General features: G+C 68.7%; 23 protein-coding genes. 15 read left to right on the forward strand and 8 right to left on the reverse strand.

What is annotated here, in order from left to right; translation table 11 throughout:
• Positions 1 to 58 precede the first annotated feature (58 nt).
• The 8 genes from ABZZ22_RS15590 (at position 59) to ABZZ22_RS15625 (ending at position 8726) form a co-directional block, all read left to right on the forward strand.
• Positions 59 to 2338, forward strand: a complete 2280-nt coding sequence (locus ABZZ22_RS15590) for a PQQ-binding-like beta-propeller repeat protein (protein ID WP_354932857.1) — start codon at positions 59 to 61, stop codon at positions 2336 to 2338.
• Between the two features lie 104 nt (positions 2339 to 2442).
• Positions 2443 to 3186 carry a metalloregulator ArsR/SmtB family transcription factor gene (locus ABZZ22_RS15595; protein ID WP_354932859.1) on the forward strand — a complete coding sequence of 248 codons (744 nt, stop codon included), beginning with the start codon at positions 2443 to 2445 and terminating at the stop codon, positions 3184 to 3186.
• Positions 3183 to 4601 carry a Fe-S cluster assembly protein SufB gene (gene sufB, locus ABZZ22_RS15600; RefSeq protein ID WP_292649209.1) on the forward strand — a complete coding sequence of 473 codons (1419 nt, stop codon included), beginning with the start codon at positions 3183 to 3185 and terminating at the stop codon, positions 4599 to 4601. The genes ABZZ22_RS15595 and sufB overlap by 4 nt, the downstream gene beginning before the upstream one ends.
• Positions 4601 to 5782, forward strand: coding sequence for a Fe-S cluster assembly protein SufD (gene sufD / locus ABZZ22_RS15605; protein WP_354932862.1), 1182 nt, complete (start codon positions 4601 to 4603; stop codon positions 5780 to 5782). The genes sufB and sufD overlap by 1 nt, the downstream gene beginning before the upstream one ends.
• Positions 5779 to 6537, forward strand: a complete 759-nt coding sequence (sufC, locus tag ABZZ22_RS15610) for a Fe-S cluster assembly ATPase SufC (RefSeq protein WP_354932864.1) — start codon at positions 5779 to 5781, stop codon at positions 6535 to 6537. Before sufD ends, sufC begins: the two co-directional genes overlap by 4 nt.
• A gap of 1 nt (position 6538) precedes the next feature.
• Positions 6539 to 7792 carry a cysteine desulfurase gene (locus ABZZ22_RS15615; RefSeq protein ID WP_354932866.1) on the forward strand — a complete coding sequence of 418 codons (1254 nt, stop codon included), beginning with the start codon at positions 6539 to 6541 and terminating at the stop codon, positions 7790 to 7792.
• A complete protein-coding gene (gene sufU / locus ABZZ22_RS15620) occupies positions 7792 to 8259 on the forward strand; it encodes a Fe-S cluster assembly sulfur transfer protein SufU (RefSeq protein ID WP_354932868.1) in 468 nt (155 codons plus the stop codon). The genes ABZZ22_RS15615 and sufU overlap by 1 nt, the downstream gene beginning before the upstream one ends.
• Positions 8260 to 8390: 131 nt before the next feature.
• Entirely contained in the window at positions 8391 to 8726 is a 336-nt protein-coding gene (locus ABZZ22_RS15625) for a metal-sulfur cluster assembly factor (protein WP_183546281.1), read from the forward strand.
• An 86-nt stretch (positions 8727 to 8812) separates the two neighbouring features.
• Here ABZZ22_RS15625 and ABZZ22_RS15630 read toward each other — a convergent pair whose 3' ends face one another.
• On the reverse strand, positions 8813 to 9154 hold the full coding sequence (locus ABZZ22_RS15630) for a WhiB family transcriptional regulator (protein ID WP_354932870.1): 342 nt from the start codon (positions 9152 to 9154) through the stop codon (positions 8813 to 8815).
• 233 nt (positions 9155 to 9387) lie between these two features.
• Between ABZZ22_RS15630 and ABZZ22_RS15635 the strand changes: the two genes are divergently transcribed.
• The 5 genes from ABZZ22_RS15635 to ABZZ22_RS15655 all read left to right on the forward strand — a co-directional run bounded on the left by ABZZ22_RS15635 (position 9388) and on the right by ABZZ22_RS15655 (position 12506).
• Positions 9388 to 10017, forward strand: coding sequence for a maleylpyruvate isomerase family mycothiol-dependent enzyme (locus ABZZ22_RS15635; RefSeq protein WP_354932872.1), 630 nt, complete (start codon positions 9388 to 9390; stop codon positions 10015 to 10017).
• Positions 10018 to 10049: 32 nt separating this feature from the next.
• On the forward strand, positions 10050 to 10892 hold the full coding sequence (locus ABZZ22_RS15640; protein ID WP_354932874.1) for a GNAT family N-acetyltransferase: 843 nt from the start codon (positions 10050 to 10052) through the stop codon (positions 10890 to 10892).
• Positions 10893 to 10917: 25 nt separating this feature from the next.
• The gene (locus ABZZ22_RS15645) at positions 10918 to 11451 is read left to right on the forward strand and encodes an ASCH domain-containing protein (RefSeq protein WP_354932876.1); all 534 of its coding nucleotides are present in this window, start codon (positions 10918 to 10920) and stop codon (positions 11449 to 11451) included.
• 68 nt (positions 11452 to 11519) lie between these two features.
• Entirely contained in the window at positions 11520 to 11882 is a 363-nt protein-coding gene (locus tag ABZZ22_RS15650; protein ID WP_354932878.1) for an MmcQ/YjbR family DNA-binding protein, read from the forward strand.
• Between the two features lie 9 nt (positions 11883 to 11891).
• On the forward strand, positions 11892 to 12506 hold the full coding sequence (locus tag ABZZ22_RS15655; RefSeq protein WP_354932880.1) for an acVLRF1 family peptidyl-tRNA hydrolase: 615 nt from the start codon (positions 11892 to 11894) through the stop codon (positions 12504 to 12506).
• A gap of 11 nt (positions 12507 to 12517) precedes the next feature.
• On the opposite strand, the gene ABZZ22_RS15660 is transcribed toward ABZZ22_RS15655, so the two are convergent.
• The gene (locus ABZZ22_RS15660) at positions 12518 to 12946 is read right to left on the reverse strand and encodes a hypothetical protein (RefSeq protein WP_354932882.1); all 429 of its coding nucleotides are present in this window, start codon (positions 12944 to 12946) and stop codon (positions 12518 to 12520) included.
• A gap of 102 nt (positions 12947 to 13048) precedes the next feature.
• On the opposite strand from ABZZ22_RS15660, the gene ABZZ22_RS15665 reads away from it, so the two are divergent.
• Positions 13049 to 13960, forward strand: coding sequence for a phosphotransferase (locus ABZZ22_RS15665; RefSeq protein ID WP_354932884.1), 912 nt, complete (start codon positions 13049 to 13051; stop codon positions 13958 to 13960).
• 2 nt (positions 13961 to 13962) lie between these two features.
• Here the strand turns inward: ABZZ22_RS15665 and ABZZ22_RS15670 are convergent, their stop codons facing one another.
• Entirely contained in the window at positions 13963 to 14919 is a 957-nt protein-coding gene (locus ABZZ22_RS15670; RefSeq protein WP_354932886.1) for a neutral zinc metallopeptidase, read from the reverse strand.
• Between the two features lie 62 nt (positions 14920 to 14981).
• Here ABZZ22_RS15670 and ABZZ22_RS15675 point away from each other — a divergent pair, with 62 nt between their 5' ends.
• Positions 14982 to 16580, forward strand: a complete 1599-nt coding sequence (locus ABZZ22_RS15675) for an ABC-F family ATP-binding cassette domain-containing protein (RefSeq protein WP_354932888.1) — start codon at positions 14982 to 14984, stop codon at positions 16578 to 16580.
• A 16-nt stretch (positions 16581 to 16596) separates the two neighbouring features.
• Here the strand turns inward: ABZZ22_RS15675 and ABZZ22_RS15680 are convergent, their stop codons facing one another.
• From ABZZ22_RS15680 to ABZZ22_RS15700, 5 genes are read right to left on the reverse strand one after another with little or no spacing between them, the layout of a single operon-like run.
• Positions 16597 to 17829 (reverse strand): hypothetical protein, encoded by a 1233-nt coding sequence (locus ABZZ22_RS15680; RefSeq protein ID WP_354932890.1) that lies wholly within the window; start codon positions 17827 to 17829, stop codon positions 16597 to 16599.
• A gap of 32 nt (positions 17830 to 17861) precedes the next feature.
• Positions 17862 to 18476, reverse strand: coding sequence for an ATP/GTP-binding protein (locus ABZZ22_RS15685; RefSeq protein ID WP_354932892.1), 615 nt, complete (start codon positions 18474 to 18476; stop codon positions 17862 to 17864).
• Entirely contained in the window at positions 18457 to 18813 is a 357-nt protein-coding gene (locus ABZZ22_RS15690; RefSeq protein WP_354932894.1) for a DUF742 domain-containing protein, read from the reverse strand. The genes ABZZ22_RS15685 and ABZZ22_RS15690 overlap by 20 nt, the downstream gene beginning before the upstream one ends.
• A gap of 13 nt (positions 18814 to 18826) precedes the next feature.
• A complete protein-coding gene (locus ABZZ22_RS15695) occupies positions 18827 to 19213 on the reverse strand; it encodes a roadblock/LC7 domain-containing protein (protein WP_179658319.1) in 387 nt (128 codons plus the stop codon).
• A complete protein-coding gene (locus tag ABZZ22_RS15700) occupies positions 19210 to 20577 on the reverse strand; it encodes an ATP-binding protein (RefSeq protein ID WP_354932896.1) in 1368 nt (455 codons plus the stop codon). The genes ABZZ22_RS15695 and ABZZ22_RS15700 overlap by 4 nt, the downstream gene beginning before the upstream one ends.
• Positions 20578 to 20758: the final 181 nt, after the last annotated feature.

Consider the following 20758-nt stretch of genomic DNA (forward strand, 5'->3'; position numbering starts at 1 on the left):
GCGAGGACTGCTGCCGCCGCGGCACACCGTAGCCGCCGATTTCGCTTAACCTCAGGGCATGAGTTCTCGGGGTCTTGGGTTCGCGCGGCGACGCGCGGCGGTGGTAGCGGTGTTGGTGCTGGCCGGAGCAGGGTTCTCCGGGTGCGGGATCAACCGGGGTCCCTACGCCGACGTGCCACGGCTCGAGGGGGCCTGGACCGCTTCGCTGGGTCAGACGGGTCGGGTCACCGCGCACACGGCGACCGAAGACCTGTGGATCGCCTTCGACCCGGAGACGAGTGGGCTGCTCGCGCTGAAGTTGGCGGATGGATCGGTCGCGTGGACGCTCCCGTCCCAGGAGCCCTGCGGGTTCTCCGAGGTGAACGCCGACGGACTTCTCGCGGTTCGCGCGGGCGCCCGACTGAACTGCGATCAAGTGCGCCTGATCGATACGACGACTGGGAAGGAGGTCTGGTCCGCGGACGCCGGGATCGATCAGTTCAACCCGGTGCAGGCCGGTGGGATCGGCCTGAGCGCGAAGACCGTGAGCGCGACCGGGGCGTGCGGAGTCGATCGCTGGGAGGCGCGTTCGGGCAAGAAGTTGGCATCCGTCAAGGGAACCCAGAGGTTTCAAGACCTTCCGGGCCACTGCCGCGGTGCGCTCACCTCCACCGATCTTGCGATCGTCGTTGGGCCGAAGGCGTTGGTGGGATACGACATCGACACAGGCGAGAAGCGATGGTCGCGGGAGGGAAAGGAACCTGACCTCGGTTCGCTCCACTCGACCGACCCGCTCTTGGCCGACGTCCAGATCGGCGGCGTCGCAGGCCTGCGTACGCTCGATCCCGCCTCTGGCGAGATCGGGCCGATCCTCGGAAGACCCGATGGGGCTTATCTGGTCCCGGGCCCCGTCGCGGTGAGCGGTGACCGGGTCGTCGGCAGCTACAGCCGCGAACCGCAGCCGCGCCCTGACGGAACCTACAAGTCGGCAGTTCGGGCTTGGGATCCCGGCACCGGGAAGGAGCTGGCGAGTTGGCCCGGCCAGGAGGGCGACGACTATCTCGGGTCTGATGCGGATGGCGTCTACATGGGGCGAGCCGTGCCGGACGGACGGACCGAATGGGGGAGCGGCTACTGGGTCACGCGCGCGGACTGGGCAGGGAAGCCGGCACGTACGGTCGGCTGGATCGATGACAGCCTCGGCAGCCCGGTCATGGTCGGGGGTCTGCTGATCGATGCCGGCTATGGCGAGCTCAGCGACGGCTCCCGCGGACAACGGGTCGTCGCCTACCGAGTGCCCGAGAAGACCACCGCGGACCCTGTCCCGCGTCCGAAGGACGGCGAGAAACCGAAGTGGTCGAAGGGAGACGTCCGACTGGACCCGACGGTCGACCCGTGCGCGGAGCTGAGCGAGGAGACACTGCGCGGCCTCGGGTTCGAAGCGTTGCTCGGTCGTGAGGTGCCGCTGGACTGCGTATGGACCGAGGGCTCGACAACCGTGTCGACGGTTGTCGAGGTGGTGTTGCCGGGCCCGGACGGCAGCGCGATCAGCAATGCCGAGGAGATCGTGGACACGGCGCGTGAGCGGATGGAGTCGCCGGTGGCGGTAGCCGGTCTCGGCGATGAAGCCTGGGCCGAGATCATCACCAGCGTCGCCGGCGGTCAGAACCAGACGTACGAGTTCGGAGACCTACGCGTGACAAGCACGCAGATCCGGGTCTCGGTGCGCCGGAAGAACGTCGTCGCCCATGTGACGCTCCAGGATCGGACCGATCCGAGCGGGTCCGAGCTGCCTCCTGCTCCGGCTGCTCGGGAGGCAAGCGTGGTCGGCATCCTGGAGGACGTGCTCGGTGCTGCTGGAAGCGACATGAGTCCTCCTGCTGTGGCGGACGAGGGACCGGTCACGCAGCTGCCCGACGTGTGCGATGCGGTTGCGTCCGACGTACGCAAGGTGCTGCCTGGAGCGAAGCCGACCGATCTCGAGGCACCGGGGGACTCCCGGCTTCGCGGTTGCTTGTGGACGACGCGGCGAGAGGGCTATATCGACTCGCACGTGCAGGTCGTCGCCTATGCCGTCGGAGCCAGCCCGATCACAGGGGCAACTGGATCCGTGGCGGCGGAGAAGGTCTTCGTCGACAGCCGAGGAGACCTGGCGACCTCACGTGGGGACAAGAAGTGGGACGAGTCGGCGATGGCCGAGGACTACACGGGCCACTACAGCGACGCCAGCCACTTCGTTGCGCGTAGCGACAACGTCATTCTGGTCGTCGACATCAACTTCCGCGACCGGGACGAGCCGGTGGCGCCGAGCATCGCCCCGCGCATCGCCGATAGTGTGATGAAGGTGATCCGCCGCTGATCAGGCGCGTACGGCGGTGACGTGGGACACGTTGCGGGGGCCGGCGAAGCAAGTAAGGGTTGCCTTCGTTGAATCGCGTGGGGGAATAACGTCACAATGGTGTTGTGAAATTCGACGAGAGCACTCTGCCCAGGAATGGGCACAGCGCAGAGACCAGTGAGGAGAGCACCCGCCAGCGGGTCGCTCGCTCGCTGCTCGTCGACGGCCCGCAGACCGCTGCGACGCTGGCCAAGCGGCTCGATCTCACCCCGGCCGCGGTCCGGCGCCACCTGGACGCCCTCGCCGAGGAGGAGGCGGTGGAGCAGCGCGAGCCGCGCACCGCGTCCACCCGAGGGCGGGGCCGCCCGGCCAAGCTCTTCGCGCTCACCGACCAGGGTAGAGACGGCTTCGAGAAGAAGTACGACGACCTGGCGGTCGAGGCGCTGCGGTTCCTCTCCGAGGTGGCAGGCGAAGAGGCCGTGCGGGAATTCGCGGAGCGCCGCGCGGCGTTCATCAAGCAGGGACTGGATCGGATCGCCGCCAGCGAGACGGATCTCAGCCCCGCCCAGGTGCTCGCGAACGTGTTCACCGCCAACGGCTACGCCGCCTCCGTCAGGGAGCTGCCGCTGATCAACGGCCACGACGCCGGTGAGCAGCTGTGCCAGCAGCACTGTCCGGTGGCTCACGTCGCCCAGGAGTTTCCCGAGCTCTGCGAGGCGGAGACAGAGGCCATCGCGAAGCTGCTCGGCACCCACGTACAACGCTTGGCCACCATCGCCCACGGCGACGGTGTCTGCACGACGCACATCCCTCCTGGATCCTCCGGTCCCGGCGAAGTTTCGAAGAAGAAGGAGCAGGTCACGACATGACCTCCATCGAGGAGCTCAACCCTGAGCTGAAGGGCATCGGCAAGTACGAGTTCGGCTGGGCCGACTCGGACGTCGCCGGTGCTACGGCACAGCGCGGTCTCAACGACGCCATCGTCCGCGACATCTCCAGCAAGAAGTCCGAGCCGCAGTGGATGCTCGACATGCGCCTGAAGGGCCTCAAGCTCTTCGGCCGCAAGCCGATGCCCACGTGGGGCTCCGACCTCTCGGAGATCGACTTCGACAACATCAAGTACTTCGTGCGTTCGTCGGAGAAGCAGGCGACCTCGTGGGAGGACCTCCCCGAGGACATCAAGAACACCTACGACCGGCTCGGCATCCCCGAGGCGGAGAAGCAGCGCCTGGTCGCCGGTGTCGCCGCGCAGTACGAGTCCGAGGTCGTCTACCACTCGATCCGCGAGGACCTCGAGGAGAAGGGCGTCCTCTTCCTCGACACCGACACCGCGCTCAAGGAGCACCCGGAGCTCTTCCAGGAGTACTTCGGCACGGTGATCCCGGTCGGCGACAACAAGTTCTCCGCGCTGAACACCGCGGTGTGGTCGGGCGGCTCGTTCATCTACGTGCCCAAGGGCGTCCACGTCGACATCCCGCTGCAGGCCTACTTCCGGATCAACACCGAGAACATGGGCCAGTTCGAGCGCACCCTGATCATCGCCGACGAGGACTCCTACGTTCACTACGTCGAGGGCTGCACCGCGCCGATCTACCAGTCCGACTCGCTGCACTCCGCGGTCGTCGAGATCATCGTGAAGAAGAACGCCCGCGTTCGCTACACGACCATCCAGAACTGGTCGAACAACGTCTACAACCTCGTCACCAAGCGCGCCGTCTGTGACGAGGGCGCGACCATGGAGTGGGTCGACGGCAACATCGGCTCCAAGGTGACCATGAAGTACCCGGCCGTCTACCTGATGGGCGAGCACTCCAAGGGCGAGACGCTCTCCATCGCCTTCGCCGGCGAGGGTCAGCACCAGGACGCGGGCGCCAAGATGGTCCACGCCGCCCCGAACACCTCCTCCTCGATCCTGTCGAAGAGCGTTGCGCGCGGCGGTGGCCGCACGTCCTACCGCGGCCTGGTCCAGATCAACGAGGGCGCTCACGGCTCGAAGTCCAACGTCCTGTGCGACGCGCTCCTGGTCGACCAGATCTCGCGTTCGGACACCTACCCCTACGTCGACATCCGCGAGGACGACGTCTCGATGGGTCACGAGGCCTCGGTCTCGAAGGTCTCCGCCGACCAGCTGTTCTACCTGATGTCCCGCGGCATGGCCGAGGACGAGGCGATGGCGATGATCGTGCGCGGCTTCGTCGAGCCGATCGCCAAGGAGCTCCCGATGGAGTACGCCCTCGAGCTGAACCGCCTGATCGAACTGCAGATGGAAGGAGCGGTCGGCTGATGACCGCAGCTGTACAGGAGGCCCTGGAGCTCGGCACGGTCGAGTCCCATCTCCACCCCGAAGGCTCTTTCGACGTCGACGCCCACGAGGTGCCGAAGGGTCGCGAGGAGATCTGGCGGTTCACCCCGCTCAAGCGCCTCAAGGGCATCCACGACTCGGCGCCCTTCGCCGACGGTGCGACCAAGGTCGAGGTCGAGGCTGCTGCCGGCGTGAGCGTCGAGACCGTGGCGGCCGACGACGCCGTACGCGGCACCTCGGGTCTGGTCCCGACCGACCGCGTCTCGGCGCGGGCCTGGGCGGCGTCGACCGGGGCCACCGTCGTGCGCATCCCGACCGACACCGTCATCGAGGGTGCGACCGTGATCCGTCACCACGGCACCGGCTCGGAGACCGCCGGCGCCGGTCACGCGGTGATCGTCGCGGAGAAGTTCGCCAAGGCGACCGTGGTGCTGGTCTTCGAGGGCTCTGCCGTCGTCGCCGACAACATCGAGATCGTCGTCGAGGACGGTGCCGACCTGACCGTCGTCTCCGTCCAGGACTGGGCCGACGACGCCGTCCACCTCTCCACCCAGCACGCCAAGGTGGGCCGCGACGCCAACCTCAAGCACGTCTCGGTGAGCTTCGGTGGCGACGTCGTGCGCCACGACTTCACCGCCGAGTACGCCGGCCCCGGTGGCTCGGTGGAGGCGCTCGGCCTCTACTTCGCCGACGCCGGCCAGCACATCGAGCACCGTCTCTTCGTCGACCACACCGCCCCGAAGACCAAGTCCAACGTGGTCTACAAGGGCGCGCTGCAGGGCGAGAAGGCCCACGCGGTCTGGATCGGCAACGTGCTGATCCGCAAGGAGGCCGAAGGCATCGAGACGTACGAGGAGAACCGCAACCTCATCCTCACCGACGGTGCCTGGGCCGACTCCGTGCCCAACCTGGAGATCGAGACCGGCGAGATCGACGGCGCGGGTCACGCGTCGGCGATCGGCCGCTTCGACGACGAGCAGCTCTTCTACCTGCAGAGCCGCGGCATCTCCGAGACCGAGGCGAAGCGCCTGGTCGTGCACGGCTTCTTCAACGACCTCATCCGCCAGATCGGCGTCCCCGAGCTCGAGGAGAAGCTGACCAGCACGGTCGAGGCCGAGCTCGCGAAAAACATCAACACTCTGATCACGAAGGACAACGCATGAGCACGCTTGAGATCAAGGACCTCACGGTCTCGGTGGAGACCGAGGACGGCCCGAAGGAGATCCTCAAGGGCGTCACGCTGACCATCAACTCCGGCGAGACCCACGCGATCATGGGGCCCAACGGCTCGGGCAAGTCCACCCTTGCCTACTCGATCGCCGGTCACCCGAAATACACGATCACCGGCGGCACCGTCACCCTCGACGGTGAGGACGTCCTGGAGATGTCTGTCGACGAGCGCGCCAAGGCGGGGCTCTTCCTCGCGATGCAGTACCCCGTCGAGGTCCCCGGCGTGAGCGTGGCCAACTTCCTGCGCACCGCGAAGACGGCGCTGGACGGCGAGGCCCCCAAGCTGCGTACCTGGGTCAAGGACGTCAACGGTGCGATGGACAAGATGCACCTGGACCCGACCTTCTCGCAGCGCTCGGTCAACGAGGGCTTCTCCGGTGGCGAGAAGAAGCGCCACGAGATCGCCCAGCTCGACATCCTCGACCCGGCGTTCGCGCTGCTCGACGAGATCGACTCCGGTCTCGACATCGACGCGCTCAAGGTGGTCTCCGACGGCATCAACGACTTCCGCGCCCGCGACGGCAAGTCGGTCCTGCTGATCACCCACTACACCCGCATCCTGCGCTACATCAAGCCTGACCACGTGCACGTCTTCGTGGCCGGCCGGATCGCGGAGTCGGGTGGCCCGGACCTCGCCGAGGAGCTCGAGGCCAGCGGCTACGAGCGGTTCACGAGCGCGGCGGTCTGACATGAAGGGTCTGCTGCCCGACCTGGATCTGGTCCGCAAGGACTTCCCGATCCTGGAGCGCACCTTCGACGGCGGCGAGACCCCGCTGGTCTACCTCGACAGCGCCAACACCTCGCAGAAGCCGCAGATCGTGATCGACACCATGGTCGACCACCTGGAGCGGCACAACGCCAACATCGCCCGGGCGATGCACCACCTGGGCGCCGAGGCGACCGAGGCGTTCGAGGGGGCGCGTGACACCGTCGCGCGCTTCCTCGGCGCGCCCGAGCGCGACGAGGTGATCTTCACCAAGAACGCCTCCGAGGGTCTCAACCTCGTCGCCAACACGGTGCCGCTGGGCCCCGGCGACGTGGTCGTGACCACCGAGATGGAGCACCACTCGAACATCGTTCCGTGGCAGCTGGCCACGCAGCGGTCCGGTGCGTCGTTGAAGTGGTTCGGGCTGACCGACTCCGGCGAGCTCGACCTGTCGAACATCGACGAGCTGATCACCCCGGCGACCAAGATCGTGGCGCTGACCTGGGTCTCCAACATGCTCGGCACCATCAACCCGGTCGCCGAGATCACCCGGAAGGCCCACGAGGTCGGCGCGCTGGTCGTCATCGACGCGGCCCAGGCCGCGCCGGTGCTCCCGATCGACCTGGCGTCGATGGCGGAGGAGGAGCGTCCTGACTTCCTCGTCTTCACCGGCCACAAGGTCGTCGGCCCGACCGGCATCGGTGTCCTGTGGGGCCGGCGTGCCGCGCTCGAGGCGCTGCCGCCGTTCCTCGGCGGTGGCGAGATGATCGCGACCGTGACGATGGAGAAGGCGACCTACGCTCCGATCCCGCACAAGTTCGAGGCCGGCACCCCGCCGATCGCCGAGGCTGTCGGTCTCGGTGCGGCGCTCGAATACCTGATGCACGTCGGGATGGAGAACATCCACGCCCACGAGCAGGCGATCACGGCCTACGCGCTGGAGCGCCTGGCGACCGTGCCGGGCGTGACCGTGCTCGGCCCGCCCGACGCGGCCAAGCGCGGTGGCGCGATCTCCTTCGAGCTCGACGGAGTGCACCCGCACGACGTGGCTCAGGTTCTCGACTCCAAGGGCGTCGCCATCCGCGCCGGGCACCACTGCGCCAAGCCGGCCCACCAGCGGTTCGGCGTACAGGCCTCCAACCGGATGTCGTCCTATCTCTACACCACACCTGCGGAGATCGACGCGCTGGTCGAGGGGTTGGAATACGTACGTAGCTTCTTCAAGTTGGATGAGTGATGACTGCCGCGAACCTCGAGAGCATGTACCAGGAGATCATCCTGGACCACTACAAGAACCCGCACGGGAAGGGTCTTCGCGACCCCTTCGAGGCGGAGGTTCACCACGTCAACCCGACCTGCGGCGACGAGATCACCCTGCGGGTGCACGTCGACGGCGGCAAGATCGAGGACATCTCGTACGACGCCCTCGGCTGCTCCATCTCGCAGGCCTCGGCCTCCGTGCTCAACGACCTGGTCGTCGGCAAGACGGTCGATGAGGCGATGGTCATCCACGAGGAGTTCCTGCGGCTGATGCAGGGCAAGGGCCAGGTGGAGCCCGACGAGGACATTCTGGAGGACGGCATCGCCTTCGCCGGCGTCGCCAAGTTCCCCGCCCGGATCAAGTGCGCGCTGCTGTCGTGGATGGCCTGGAAAGACGCCACCGCACAGGTAAACCAGCGGGCGCTCACTGAGGAGAACCGATGACTGAGACCGACCACAGCACACACGACCACGCCGGTCACGACCACGCCGGTCACGACCACGCGGGCCATGACCACGCCGACCATGACCACTCGGGCCACGGGCACGGGCACGAGGCTCCGGAGTGGCAGGGCATGCGTTCGTCCACGGTCGAGGGTGCGAGCCTGAAGATCGAGGACGTCGAAGAGGCGATGAAGGACGTCGTCGACCCCGAGCTCGGCATCAACGTCGTCGACCTCGGCCTAGTCTACGGGATCCACGTGGAGGAGCACTCCAACGTGGTCCTCGACATGACCCTGACCTCGGCCGCCTGCCCGCTGACCGACGTCATCCAGGACCAGACCTCGCAGGCTTTGGAGGGCATGGCCAACGACGTGCACATCAACTGGGTCTGGATGCCGCCCTGGGGTCCCGACAAGATCACCCCCGACGGCCGCGAGATGCTGCGCGCCCTCGGGTTCAACGTCTGAGGCTCCACCCGACGTGGGAGTCCTGAGGTCACTGGGTGACCCTTCGACAGGCTCAGGACACCGCCTCAGGACTCCCACGTCACCTTTCAAGCAACCTTTCCGACCCTCGCGATCGCTTCCTGGCTGCGCTTGTAGGGCTTTCTCCCCGGGATCCGGGGCTTCTCACGCGGCTTGCCGCTCTCCAGAAGCACACCGCCCCAGACTCCCCACTCCCGCCGGGAGATCCCGAGGTCGAGGCAGGCCTGTCGCATCGGGCAGCCGGCGCAGACCTGCTGAGCCTCGGCGAGCTGGGCGAGGTCGTCGGGATGAAAGAGCTCCGGGTCCTCGCCCACGCAGGCCCACTCGTCGGTCCGGGGAGTCGGGTGCTTCAGCGTCAGCTCGTAGGTCTTGGAGCTGAACCCCTCTCCGAATAGCGTGATGATCTCCATCTCGTTCACCTCCTGGTGATGCTGCTGAACACGGAAAGGGCCGCTCCTCGTGGATCGGAGCGGCCCTGGTGGATGCGGTGAGCACCTACGTCTGATGCGGCTCCATGCGCGCAAACTCCACGTCCCGGACCGGCTGGCTCGGGACGTCGTAGGTGTTGATGCACTTGCGCATGTCTCAACGCTACTGACCCGGGCCCCTGCGCGGCCACCGGTTTGTTTGGCAGGGTGAAGCCATGGACGTAGCCGCCCGCACCGCAGCCAACCGCCGTCTGCTCGCCGACTTCTTCGACAGCCTCGACGAGTCCCAGCTGGAGACCCAGAGCCTGTGCTCGGCCTGGACCGTGCGGGAGGTGCTGGGCCACAGCGCGATGCCGTTCTCGGTCGGGATCGGGCGCCTGCTGTGGCGTACGTTGCTGGCCGGTGGCTCGATCGACCGGGCCGCCGCCGCGATCGCCGAGGAGCAGGCGCGACGGCCGGTCGCCGAGCTGACCGGGCTGCTGAGGACGTACGCCGAGAAGCGGGTGCCCGCGCCCGGCGTCGGCCCGATGGGGCAGTTCACCGATCACTGCGTCCACCTGCGTGACTGCGCCCGGCCGCTCGGTCTCGACGCGGACGTCCCGCTCGAGGACTGGCGGGCGGTGCTCGACTGGCTGCCGACGAAACAGGCCTCGCTCGGGGTCGTCCCGGCCGGACGGCTCGACGGGCTCGCGCCGCGCACTACCGACCAGGACTGGTCCTGGGGCGTCGGCGCGGAGGTGGCCGGCCCCAGCGAGGCCCTGGCGATGGCCCTCGCCGGTCGGCCGGCCGCGTTGACGGACCTCGACGGACCAGGGGTGGCGAGGTTGCGGGAGCGGATCGCCTGACGGGGGCCGACCGACGGGTAGGCTCCGCGGACGTGGAGGCTCCCGGTCGGATCTGGTTCGGATACATCGCCGCGGTGGCGCTGGTGGCGGTCGGATTCTTTTCCTCGGACGTGCGCGCAGTCGCACTGGCTGGCGTGATGCTGGTCGCGACGGTGGCGGGAGAGTGGTACCGCGGTCGCCAGGCCGCCCTCGCCGCTGCGGCGCAGGACGCCGACCTCCCCGAGCTGGTCTCCCGGTGGGCCCGGGGCTGGGCCTACTCGCGGGGTTTCCCGCGTCCCGAGGCGGTCCCTGGCGGCGTACGCATCGACGTCGGGGAGCCGGGACGTCGGGTCGAGTGGGTGGCGACCGACGCCCCGGAGACGCTCGCCGGTCTGGTCGACACCGCCCGGGCCACGCCGGAGGCCTGGTTGTCGGTGGTGACCGACTCTCCCGGCAGCGTACGGCCGTGGTTCGCCGAGGGCGGGCTGCAGGCCGACGGGGAGGAGGCGCTGATGTCGATCGACCTCGCCGCCCACGGTTCACGGGAGCTCCCGGAGGGCTACCGCGCCGAGGTGGCGCGCGAAGGCGGCGTCATCTTCGTGACGGTGCGCTCTGGGGAGGCGGTTGCGGCCACCGGACGGGTCGCGGTCATCGGCGCCGACGCCGTCGCCGACCGGATCCAGACCGATCCTGAACATCGTCGTCGTGGGCTCGGGGGCGCGGTGATGGCCCGGCTGGTCTCGGCGGCCCGGGAGGCGGGCGCGGTCCGCGGTCTCCTGGTCGCCAGCGAGATGGGCGAGCCCCTCTACGCCCGCCTCGGCTGGCACGCCGAGGCCCGTGTGGTGATGGCTCGATCGGCCCCGCCGCCGACGCCCGTCGAGTCCCGCCACGGCTAGGCGGAACTGTGATTGAGTATCGCCCATGAGTGACGATGCGGTGATGGTCCCCAACGACCCTGAGCAAGAGGCAGAGATCGCGGCGTTCTGGGATGACGTCAAGCACCATGCCCACCTCAGTGCCGCGCCCGGCTACTTCGGCGCGTCCCCGCTGGAGGCGCTGCAGCCGCCGGCGTGGGCCTTCGGGGGCACGCCGGAGGAAGCCGACGGGCTGCTCGAGCTCGTCCTCGCGGGAGTGAAGACCGCGACGGCCACTGCCGAGTGGGACTTCGAGAGCGGCGAGGAGCCGTTTCCGTCCGTGGGCGGCATGAGCATCATCCTCGACGGTTCCGGCCATCCGCGGGCGCTGATCGCCACCACGCAGGTCGACGTCGCCCCGTTCCGGGACGTGCCCGAGGAGTTCGCCCGGCTGGAGGGCGAGGGTGACCTGTCGCTCGATTACTGGCGCGAGGTGCACGAGCGCTTCTTCACCGAGTTCTCCGGTCCCGACCACGAGTTCAGTGAGGACATGCCGGTCGTGATGGAGCAGTTCGAGCTCGTCTGGCCGAAGCCTGAGTGACCGCTGCGTGGGCGAGCAGCGGGCCCGCCTCGAGGCGGGTGAGGTCCGGCACGTCGGATGATGGACCCATGACACCGACCGAGCTGACCGACCGGGTCCGGGAGATCTGCCTCCGATTTCCGGAGAGCGCCGAGCGGATCACGCACGGTTCGCCCGGGTTCTTCGTGAGGAAGCAGTTCGTGATGCTGTGGCCGCACGGCCATCACGGGCGCGACGAGCCGCACCTGTGGGCGGCCGCGGCGGCGGGGGCGCAGGACGAGGTCGTCGGCGCGGACCCCGAGCGCTTCTTCGTACCTCCCTACGTCGGAGGCCGTGGCTGGGTCGGCATGCGGCTCGACGGCGACGTCGACTGGGGCGAGGTCGCCGAGATCTGCGAGGACGCCTACCGGCACATCGCGCCGGCACGACTGCTGCGCGACCTGGACCGGTAGCGTACGGACATGCCCAACGTCGCCGTACCGGTCGTTCGGATCCAGCGCTGGGTCGACAACTTCGCCGCGCGCCACGGCGAGACCCGGCTGGCGGTCGACTCCGGTGCGCTGACCGGTGCCGCGGCCGACGGCTCCTCGTTCATCGCGGCGCTGCCGTTCGAGAAGACGTACGCCGGTCCGGTCGAGGTCGAGGCGTTCATCGCCGCCGCGGCGCCGCCGGCCCAGTGGGGCATCCTGCTGGTGCGCAAGGGCGGTTTCGCGATCGCCCGGATGAGTGGCGGTGGCATCGCCGAGCACAAGATCGGGCGGCGGCATGTCCAAGGGAAGACCAAGGCCGGTGGCTGGAGCCAGCAGCGCTTCGCCCGCCGCCGGGCCAACCAGGCCAGCGCTGCGTACGAGGCGGCGGCCGACCACGCCGCCCGGATCCTCGACGGGTTGCGAGGCCCCCTCGTCACCGGCGGCGACCACGGGGGTGTCGACGACGTACTCGGGGACCGGCGGCTTCAAGCGCTCACGGTGACCGGACCGTGGCTGGCCGTGCAGGATCCCAACCGCGCAGTGCTCGATCAGGCCATCGAGGACGCCCAGAAGGTGCGGATCGAGGTCCTCAACGCCGACGGCTGACGCCTGCGACGTCAGGGGAGCTGCCAGACTCCTGGCGAACCCTTGACCATCGAGCCGTCGGTCAGAAGCGTCTGGCGGGCGCGCCGCGCCGCGTAGCGCCAGCGAAGCTCGCCTTCCGGCGTGGTCTCGAAGTCGCCCGGGAGGAGGCTGTCGGCCAGCTGGCTCTCCAGCTCGTCGAGAACGTCGTCGGCGGACATCGAGCCACCGGCGGTCTCGAGGATCTCGAGGATGAGCGGCGCGAAGGCGGCAGGCGGGGTCCACTTGCGGGGAGCGGACTTGGTGACGACCTTCGGCGCGGCGGCCGTGGTGCTCGTCGTGGTCTTGCGCGTCCTGGTCGTCGGCTTCTTCACGGGAGCCGGAGCGGGCGGGGCCGGGGGCCGCCCATGGATGCACTGCGACCTCGGCAGGTCGCACAGCTCGCAATAGTCAGTCTCGGACATCGGTACAACCATATCGGCCCCAGCGCCGGACTCAGCATCCTGTCGTGGCGCCCCGGCGCTGAATGCGCTTTCGACCTGCGAGGATGCGCTACTTTGGCAAGCATGTGGCAGCCCGACCCCGGGTGGCTCGTCCTTCCCGGAGGCACCGGACCCTCCACGTTGGGGGTCTGGCGCACCGCCGTGGGCGAGGAGCCGGTCGTGATCAAGCGGCTCGGGCGGCCGGGGACGTACGATCCGGGCGAGCTGAGCCGTCGGCGGCACTTCGCCTACTGGCGCCGGGCTGCCGACGTCGCCACCTCGGGTCTCGTCGACGACACCCCCGGCATGACCGGGGCGCGCACGAGCGTCGCCGAGGACGACGAGGGGATCACGCTGACCACTGACTGGGTCGAGGACGCCGCCAACTCCGGGCTGTTCGCGGCGCTCTCGATGGGGCGCTTCGCCGGGGCGGACCTCGGCGAGGCTCGCTGGCTCGCGCGCGACCAGTTCCGCGACCGGATGGCGCGGGTGGAGTACAACGGCGGCTGGCCGACCATGATGCGTACGACCGCCTCGGACATCGCCCACGCCCTCTGGGAGCGGCGCGGGCACTTCATCGACCTCCTCGACCGCCTTCCCCAGGTCGCCCAGCACGGGGACCCCGCGCCGCAGAACCTTCTCGGCCGCACCGAGGACGGCGAACGGCTGATCGCGATCGACTGGTCGAGCCTCGGCCGTGGCCCCGTCGGCGGTGACCTCGGGCTCTATCTGCTGCATGCCAGGGAGGCGTTCGAGCCGCTGCTGGAGGCGTACGTGCTGGGCATGCCTGTCGGCCTCGCGACTCGCGAGGAGGCGACCCTGGGAGCGCAGATCTGTGCGGTCTACACCGCCATGAGTCGGGCCGAGTGGGCGCTGAGCCGGATCACGCCCGGGGAGGGCCCGCTGCTCGCCAAGTTCCGCCACCCCGCTGTCGCGCCGCACCTGCGTACGCTGCAGAAGCAGGCTCCACTGGTTGAGGCGCTGCTCGAGATGTGAGACTACGGGTTGTCCAGATCCCGCGCCCGGAACGTGTCGCACCCGGCGATCGAGTCGGGGTTGGTCATGCCCTTGCGGAACCAGGCGATCCGCTGCTCGGAGGAGCCGTGGGTGAACGAGGAGGTGTCGACGCGGCCGGTCGTCCTCGACTGGATGTGGTCGTCGCCGACGGTCTTGGCGGCGGAGATGCCCTCGGTGATGTCCTGGTCGGTGATGTCCTCCACGAACCCGTCGCCCTCAGCGGCCGCGGTCCACATGCCGGCGTAGCAGTCAGCCTGCAGCTCCAGACGGACAGCGTCGGAGTCGGGGCCCTGCTGGGTGCGCACCCGGCCCATGGTGCCGAGCAGGTTCTGGATGTGATGGCCGTACTCGTGGGCGAGCACGTAGGCGCGTACGAAGGTGGTGTCCTGTCCGCCGAGCTGCTCGAAGATCGAGTCGAAGAACGTCGGGTCGAGGTAGATGGTCTGGTCGGCCGGGCAGTAGAACGGCCCGACGGAGCTCGACGCGGCGCCGCAGCCACCGGTCTGGACCTGGTCGGAGAAGATCACGACCGCCTGCTCGGGCTGGAACCGGCCCGAGAGGTCACGCTGGGAGTCCCAGTAGCCGGTCATCGAGTTCTCCAGCGCCACCAGCGCACAGTTCTTGTCGCTGTTGGCGTCATCGCCGGTCCGGCACGACCCGAAGTCGCCGGTGTCGCCGCCCTCGGCACCCTGCAGGCCGCCGAAGGTGCCGGTGCCGACCGACGTCGAGCCGCCGTCGTCCCCGAGAACCTGTGGGCCGACGCCGGTGCACTGGGTGACGAGGAAGAAGACCAGCAGCACGATGACGGTGCCGATCCCACCGCTGGCCCTGCCGCCGGGGATCGGGATCCGGGCGCCACCGCCGCCACCGAAGCCGCCGCGGCCACCGCCGCCGGACGTCCGGCTGGTGTCGAGTCTGGCCTTCGGGTTGAACCGCATCTCGTCCCCCTGGGGTGCTGATGTGTGGGACCGAGTGCCCCGCCCATACACTAGTGACGGAGATGATCACTGCCCATGACCTAGAAGTCCGCGTCGGCGCCAGACTTTTGATGGAGAACGTCACCTTCCGAGTCGGACCCGGCGACAAGGTCGGGCTCGTAGGCCGTAACGGCGCGGGCAAGACGACTCTGACGAAGGTTCTCGCCGGCGACCACCTGCCCGCGGCCGGAACCGTGTCCAACACCGGTGAGATCGGCTATCTGCCCCAGGACCCGCGGGTCGGCGATCCCGAGGTGATCGCCAGGGACCGCATCCTGTCCGCGCGCGGGCTCGACGATGCCGTACGCCGCATGCGGGTCGCCGAGGAGGAGATGGGCTCCGAGGACCCGAAGCTTCGCGAGAAGGCGATGAAGCGCTACCAGCGCGCCCACGACGAGCTCGACGCCGGCGGTGGCTACGCGGCCGAGACCGAGGCCCTGCAGATCGCCCAGTCGCTCGGCATCCCTGACCGGATCATGACCCAGCCGCTCAAGACCCTCTCCGGCGGTCAGCGACGCCGGGTCGAGCTGGCGCGCATCCTGTTCTCGTCGGCCGAGGTGCTGATCCTCGACGAGCCGACCAACCACCTCGACGCCGACTCGATCATCTGGCTGCGCGACTGGATGAAGTCCTACAAGGGCGGCTTCATCGTGATCTCCCACGACAACGACCTGCTCGCCCAGACGGTCAACAAGGTCTTCCACCTCGACGGCAACCGCGAGGTGATCGACATCTACAACATGCCGTGGAAGCAGTACCTGATCCAGCGCGAGACCGATGAGGCCCGCCGCAAGCGTGAGCTGATGAACGCGCAGAACAAGGCCAAGACGCTCACCGACCAGGCCAACAAGATGCGCGCCAAGGCCACCAAGGCGACCGCCGCGCAGAGCATGCTCAAGCGCGCCGAGAAGATCATGGCGGGCGTCGAGGGGGAGCGGCAGCAGGAGAAGGTCGCCGCGATCAAGTTCCCCTCACCGGCGCCCTCCGGCAAGACCCCGCTCACGGCCCACGACCTGTCGAAGTCCTACGGCGCGCTCGAGGTCTTCACCGCTGTCGACCTGGCCATCGACCGGGGGACCCGCGTGGTCATCCTCGGGCTCAACGGTGCCGGCAAGACCACGATGCTGCGCATCCTGGCCGGGGTCGACAAGCCCGACACCGGCGAGGTCGTCCCGGGGCACGGGCTCAAGGTCGGCTACTACGCCCAGGAGCACGAGACGCTCGACACCAAGCGGTCGGTCCTGCAGAACATGCAGTCCGCCGCGCCGCAGCTGACCGACACCGAGGCCCGCACCGTGCTGGGCGCGTTCCTCTTCAGCGGCGACGACGTGCACAAGCCCGCAGGCGTGCTCTCCGGCGGAGAGAAGACCCGGCTGGCACTGGCTTCCCTGGTCGTCTCGGCGGCCAACGTGCTCCTGCTCGACGAGCCCACCAACAACCTCGACCCGGCGTCTCGCGAGGAGGTGCTCAACGCGATCCGCCGCTACGAGGGTGCGATCGTGCTGGTCACCCACGACGAGGGCGCCGTGCACGCGTTGGAGCCCGACAAGGTGCTCATCCTCCCCGACGGTGTCGAGGACCTGTGGAACGAGGAGTACGCCGACCTGGTCTCGCTCGCCTGATCCGCGTCCGCAGCCATCACGACCGGGTGCGGACGAACCTCACCGGCATCGAGGTCGGGTAGCGGTAGGAGAGCGAGTCGGTGTTGCGCTCGACCTGGTCGGCCGGCACCGCGAGGGAGACCTCGGGCAGCCGCTCCACGACGGTGCGTACGGCCGCCTGCACGATGATCGTGCCCGGTCGCTGCGCGGGGCAGGAGTGCGGTCCGGCGCTCCACGACATGTGCGCCCGGTTGCCGATCTCGAGCCACGGGTCGTCGCCGGTCATCAACGGGTCGAGGTTGGCCGCCGCGATGCACGGCACCACGGCGTCACCCTTGCGGATCAGCTGGCCGCCGAGCTCGACGTCGCGCAGCGCGAAGCGGGGCGTGATGTTGTAGCACGGCGGGTCGCGCCACATGACCTCCTCGATGGCCTGGTCGACATCGAGCCGACCCCCACGCAGCCGGCCCGCGAAACGACCGTCGGAGAGCATCAGCAGCAGCGTCTGGGTGATGGTGGCGATGGTCAGCTCGTTGCCGGCGATGATCATCACGATCATCGCCTCCATGACCTCGTTGTCGTCCCACAGGCCGGGGTCGTCGATCAGGTGGGAGGTGAGGTCGTCGCCAGGGTCCCGGCGGCGCCTGGCGATGTGGTCGGCGATCTCGACGGCGAGCTCGATGACCCCCTCCTGGGCCAGCTGGCCGCCCCCGAGGACCTTGTGGGCGGCCTTGCGCAACGAGTCACCCACCTCGGGACCCATGCCGAACATCGCGGCGACCGAGAGGAGCGGGATCAGGACGGCATAGTCCTGGACCAGGTCGGCCTCGCCGCGCTCGAGCATGTCGTCGACGAGGTCGTTGCAGATGCCGCGTACCTGCCCGGCGTAGCCGTGCTCGTCGACCCGCGAGAGGGCACGGTCGATCGGTGAACGCAACCGTTGGCGGAGCTCGCCGTCGTTGTGGAAGGAGTTCTGCCGAGTGGTCACGAACGGGTAGATCGGCATGTCCGGCTGGATCTTGCCCTCCTGCACGGCGCTCCAGTTGTCGCCGTTGCGGGAGAAGACCTCCTCGTTGCGGATCACCTCGCTGAACTCGGCATAGCCCATCGCGAACCAGAGGCGTACGCCGGGGGAGAGCTCACCGGGGGCGACCGGACCCCACTCTGCCCGGAGCTGTTGGTGCACCTCTCTCGCGCGCGGGCCGACGGTCTCAGGTGCCTGGATGAGGTCGGTGAGGTCGGCGAGACGTACGGTGCGGGCGGGAGTCATCGCAGTGGTGCCTGTTCGGTCGTGGGTCGGGGTCAGCGCGTCTTCAGGGCGTGGCGCACGAGCGCGGCGAGCGCTCGGGCGCAGGCGTTACGGTTCTTGGCGTTGCAGACCACGATCGGCGTCTCGTCATCGAGGTCGAGCGCCGTGCGGATCTGGTCGGGCTCATAGCTCGGTGCGTCGGGGAATTGGTTGATCGCGACCACGAACGGCAGGGACGTACGCGTCTCGAGCTGGTCCAGCACCTCGAAGGAGTCTGCCAGACGGCGGGTGTCAACCAGGACGAGCGCGCCGGCGGCGCCCTCGGCGAGGCCGGACCACAGGTCCCAGAAGCGCCGCTGCCCGGGAGTGCCGAACAGGTAGAGCGCGATCTCGTCGGTCAGCGTGATCCGGCCGAAGTCCATTGCGACCGTGGTCGTCGTCTTCTCCGGGGTGGCCTCGACCTCGTCGATCCCTTCGCTGGCCTGGGTGATCGTCTCCTCGGTGCGGAGCGGGTCGATCTCGCTGACCGATCCGATCAGTGTGGTCTTGCCGACTCCGAAGGAGCCGACCACCAAGATCTTGACCGACTCGACGACCGTCGGCGCCAGATAGTGCTGATCGCCTCGGGCTCCGCTTCGGCCGTGGCTGTCAGAGGTGGTTGAGAGCATGCAGGACCTTCTGGAGGGTTTCGCGGGAGGGGCCGGCGGCGGTGTCACTGTCGGGGCGGATGCCGATGAGGCCGGCGTCGATCATGTCCGAGACGATCACCGCGAGGACGCTGACGGGCTGGCCGAGGTGGACGGCCATCTCGGCCATCGAGATCACGCCCATGCACTGGGACAGGACCTCGCGCTCCTGTCGGCCCACCGATGCGGCCGTCGGGCTGATGTGGCCGATCAGGAGCGTCGCCGGCGTCAACCGATGGGTTGGCCGCACCCGACCGCCCGTCCGGACATATGACCGGATCGGGTGGTCGACGTAGTCGTCGTCGGGGGCGTCGGGCATCGGCTCGGCTGGCTCAGACCGAGCGTCTCGGGGTGCTCATCGCGCGCTCCCCGATCATCAGGACGGTCGCCTGCATCTGCTGGGCGACCAGCGCCGGGTCGATGCTCATCTCGGTGATCACCGCGAGCCGGGAGCCGTCGCCGGCTCCGCGGATGAACAGGAAGCCGCCGTTGAACTCGACCATCACCTGGCGGGGGTGGGAGTCGGCACCGAACTGGCGGCTGATCCCGTGGCCGAGGGACGTCAGGCCCGCGCACGCCGCGGCGAGCTTGTCGGCCTCCTCGCGTGGGGTGTGGCTCGTGCGTACCCGGACGAGCCCGTCGGCGGAGAGCACCACGACATGACGTACGCCGCGTACTCCCGCGACCAGCTCCAGCATCCAGCTGTTCTCGTCGGTCATGGTCTCCTCCAGTGGCTCTCGGGTGCGGGATCGGTCTCGGCGACGGTGCTGAGGAAGCTGCTCATCCAGGCGCCCGCCTGCTCCGCGGTCGGCTCCGAGCGAGGAGCCACGACCTGGCTTCCTTCTGCGCGCTGCTGTCCGGTCGTAGGGCGCTCGCCGCGTTTCGAACGGCGCTGTGGCAGGCCGTCGGACGTGAACGACGACGGCTGGTGCTGTTGTTGCGGAGGGATGGCGGCTGGGGCTGGTGCAGGTGGCGCGACCTGCTCGGGCACGTCCACGCTCATCGGGGTGATCATCGCCTCAGGGACGAGAACGGCCACCCGCAGGCCGCCGTGGACGGACTCGGTCAGGTCGACCCGGAACCCGTGGCGGCGGACATAGGTGCCGACCACCGCGAGGCCGGTCTGCGGGATCTCGCCGAGGTCCTGCAGGCGTACCTGCCGGGTGCCTGAGGCGATCTCCCGCATCCAGGCCAGGTTGGTCTCGTCCATGCCGACGCCCGCGTCGTCGATCTCGAGGGCCGCGCCGCGGCGTACGGAACGGATGGTGACCAGCACCTCCGTCGCCGGCGGCGAGGACTGGGTCGCGTTGGCCAGGAGCTCGGCGACCAGGTGGATCAGCGGCTCGACGTAGGCGCCTTGGACCGCGACCGGCGGATCGCCCTCGACCCGGACCCGTCGATAGGCGGTGATCCGGCCGGCTGCCCCGCGAACGACGTCTGCGATGGGAAGCGGGTCCCGCCAGTGCTGCCCGGGCTGCTCGCCGCACAGCGTGGCGATGCTCTGCGCCAGCCGCGCCTGCTGCGCCGCCGCGTGGTCGACCCGCATCCCGGCCTCGAGCACGTCCGGCTCCGCCGGGAACTTCGCCACCATCCGCGTCGACTCCTCCTGGATCCGGTGCGCGGAGGCCTGCACCTTGCGAGACAACGACAGCACCGCCACCCGCATCCCGGCCTCCCCGCCCCGCCCGCCCGACTCAGCCGAATCCGTACTTGTGGGGGCCGAATCTGCAGTTGTGGGGATCGAATCCGCCGTTGTGGGGGCCGAATCCTCACTTATGGGCGACGAAAGTGTCGTTTCGTCGCCCACTTCTGCAGACTCGTCGTCGATTTCTACAGTCTCGGCCACCGTTTCTACAGATTCGCCGGGGGTCGGGACGGGTGCCTGCCCGGAGTCGTAGGCCATCGCGGTCAGCCACAGGGTGAGGGCGACGACGGGTACGCCGGCGAGGATCCAGGGCAAGAGCCACTCGTCGCCGCCGGCGGTGACGAAGATGACTGGGGAGAGCGCGACGAAGAGAAGGATCGCGGTACTGCAGAACCACGGACCGGCTCGGTGGAGTCGGTCCAGTATCGGTCGGGTCATGTCAGGCACCTGGTGTGGGGGAGAGCAGTCAGGGCATGAGACCGCGGGCTCGGGGCTGTCTTGATGTCCTGATCCAACCCCCGGATACCGGCGCACACACGCGCACCACTTCATACCACCAACTGAGCGCTTGGTCACCTATCTGACGTGATTTTGACCATAATTCGCCGATGCCTCCTCG

It is taken from the genome of Nocardioides sp. NPDC006273 (genome assembly GCF_040613495.1).
Taxonomy (GTDB): Bacteria; Actinomycetota; Actinomycetes; order Propionibacteriales; family Nocardioidaceae; genus Nocardioides.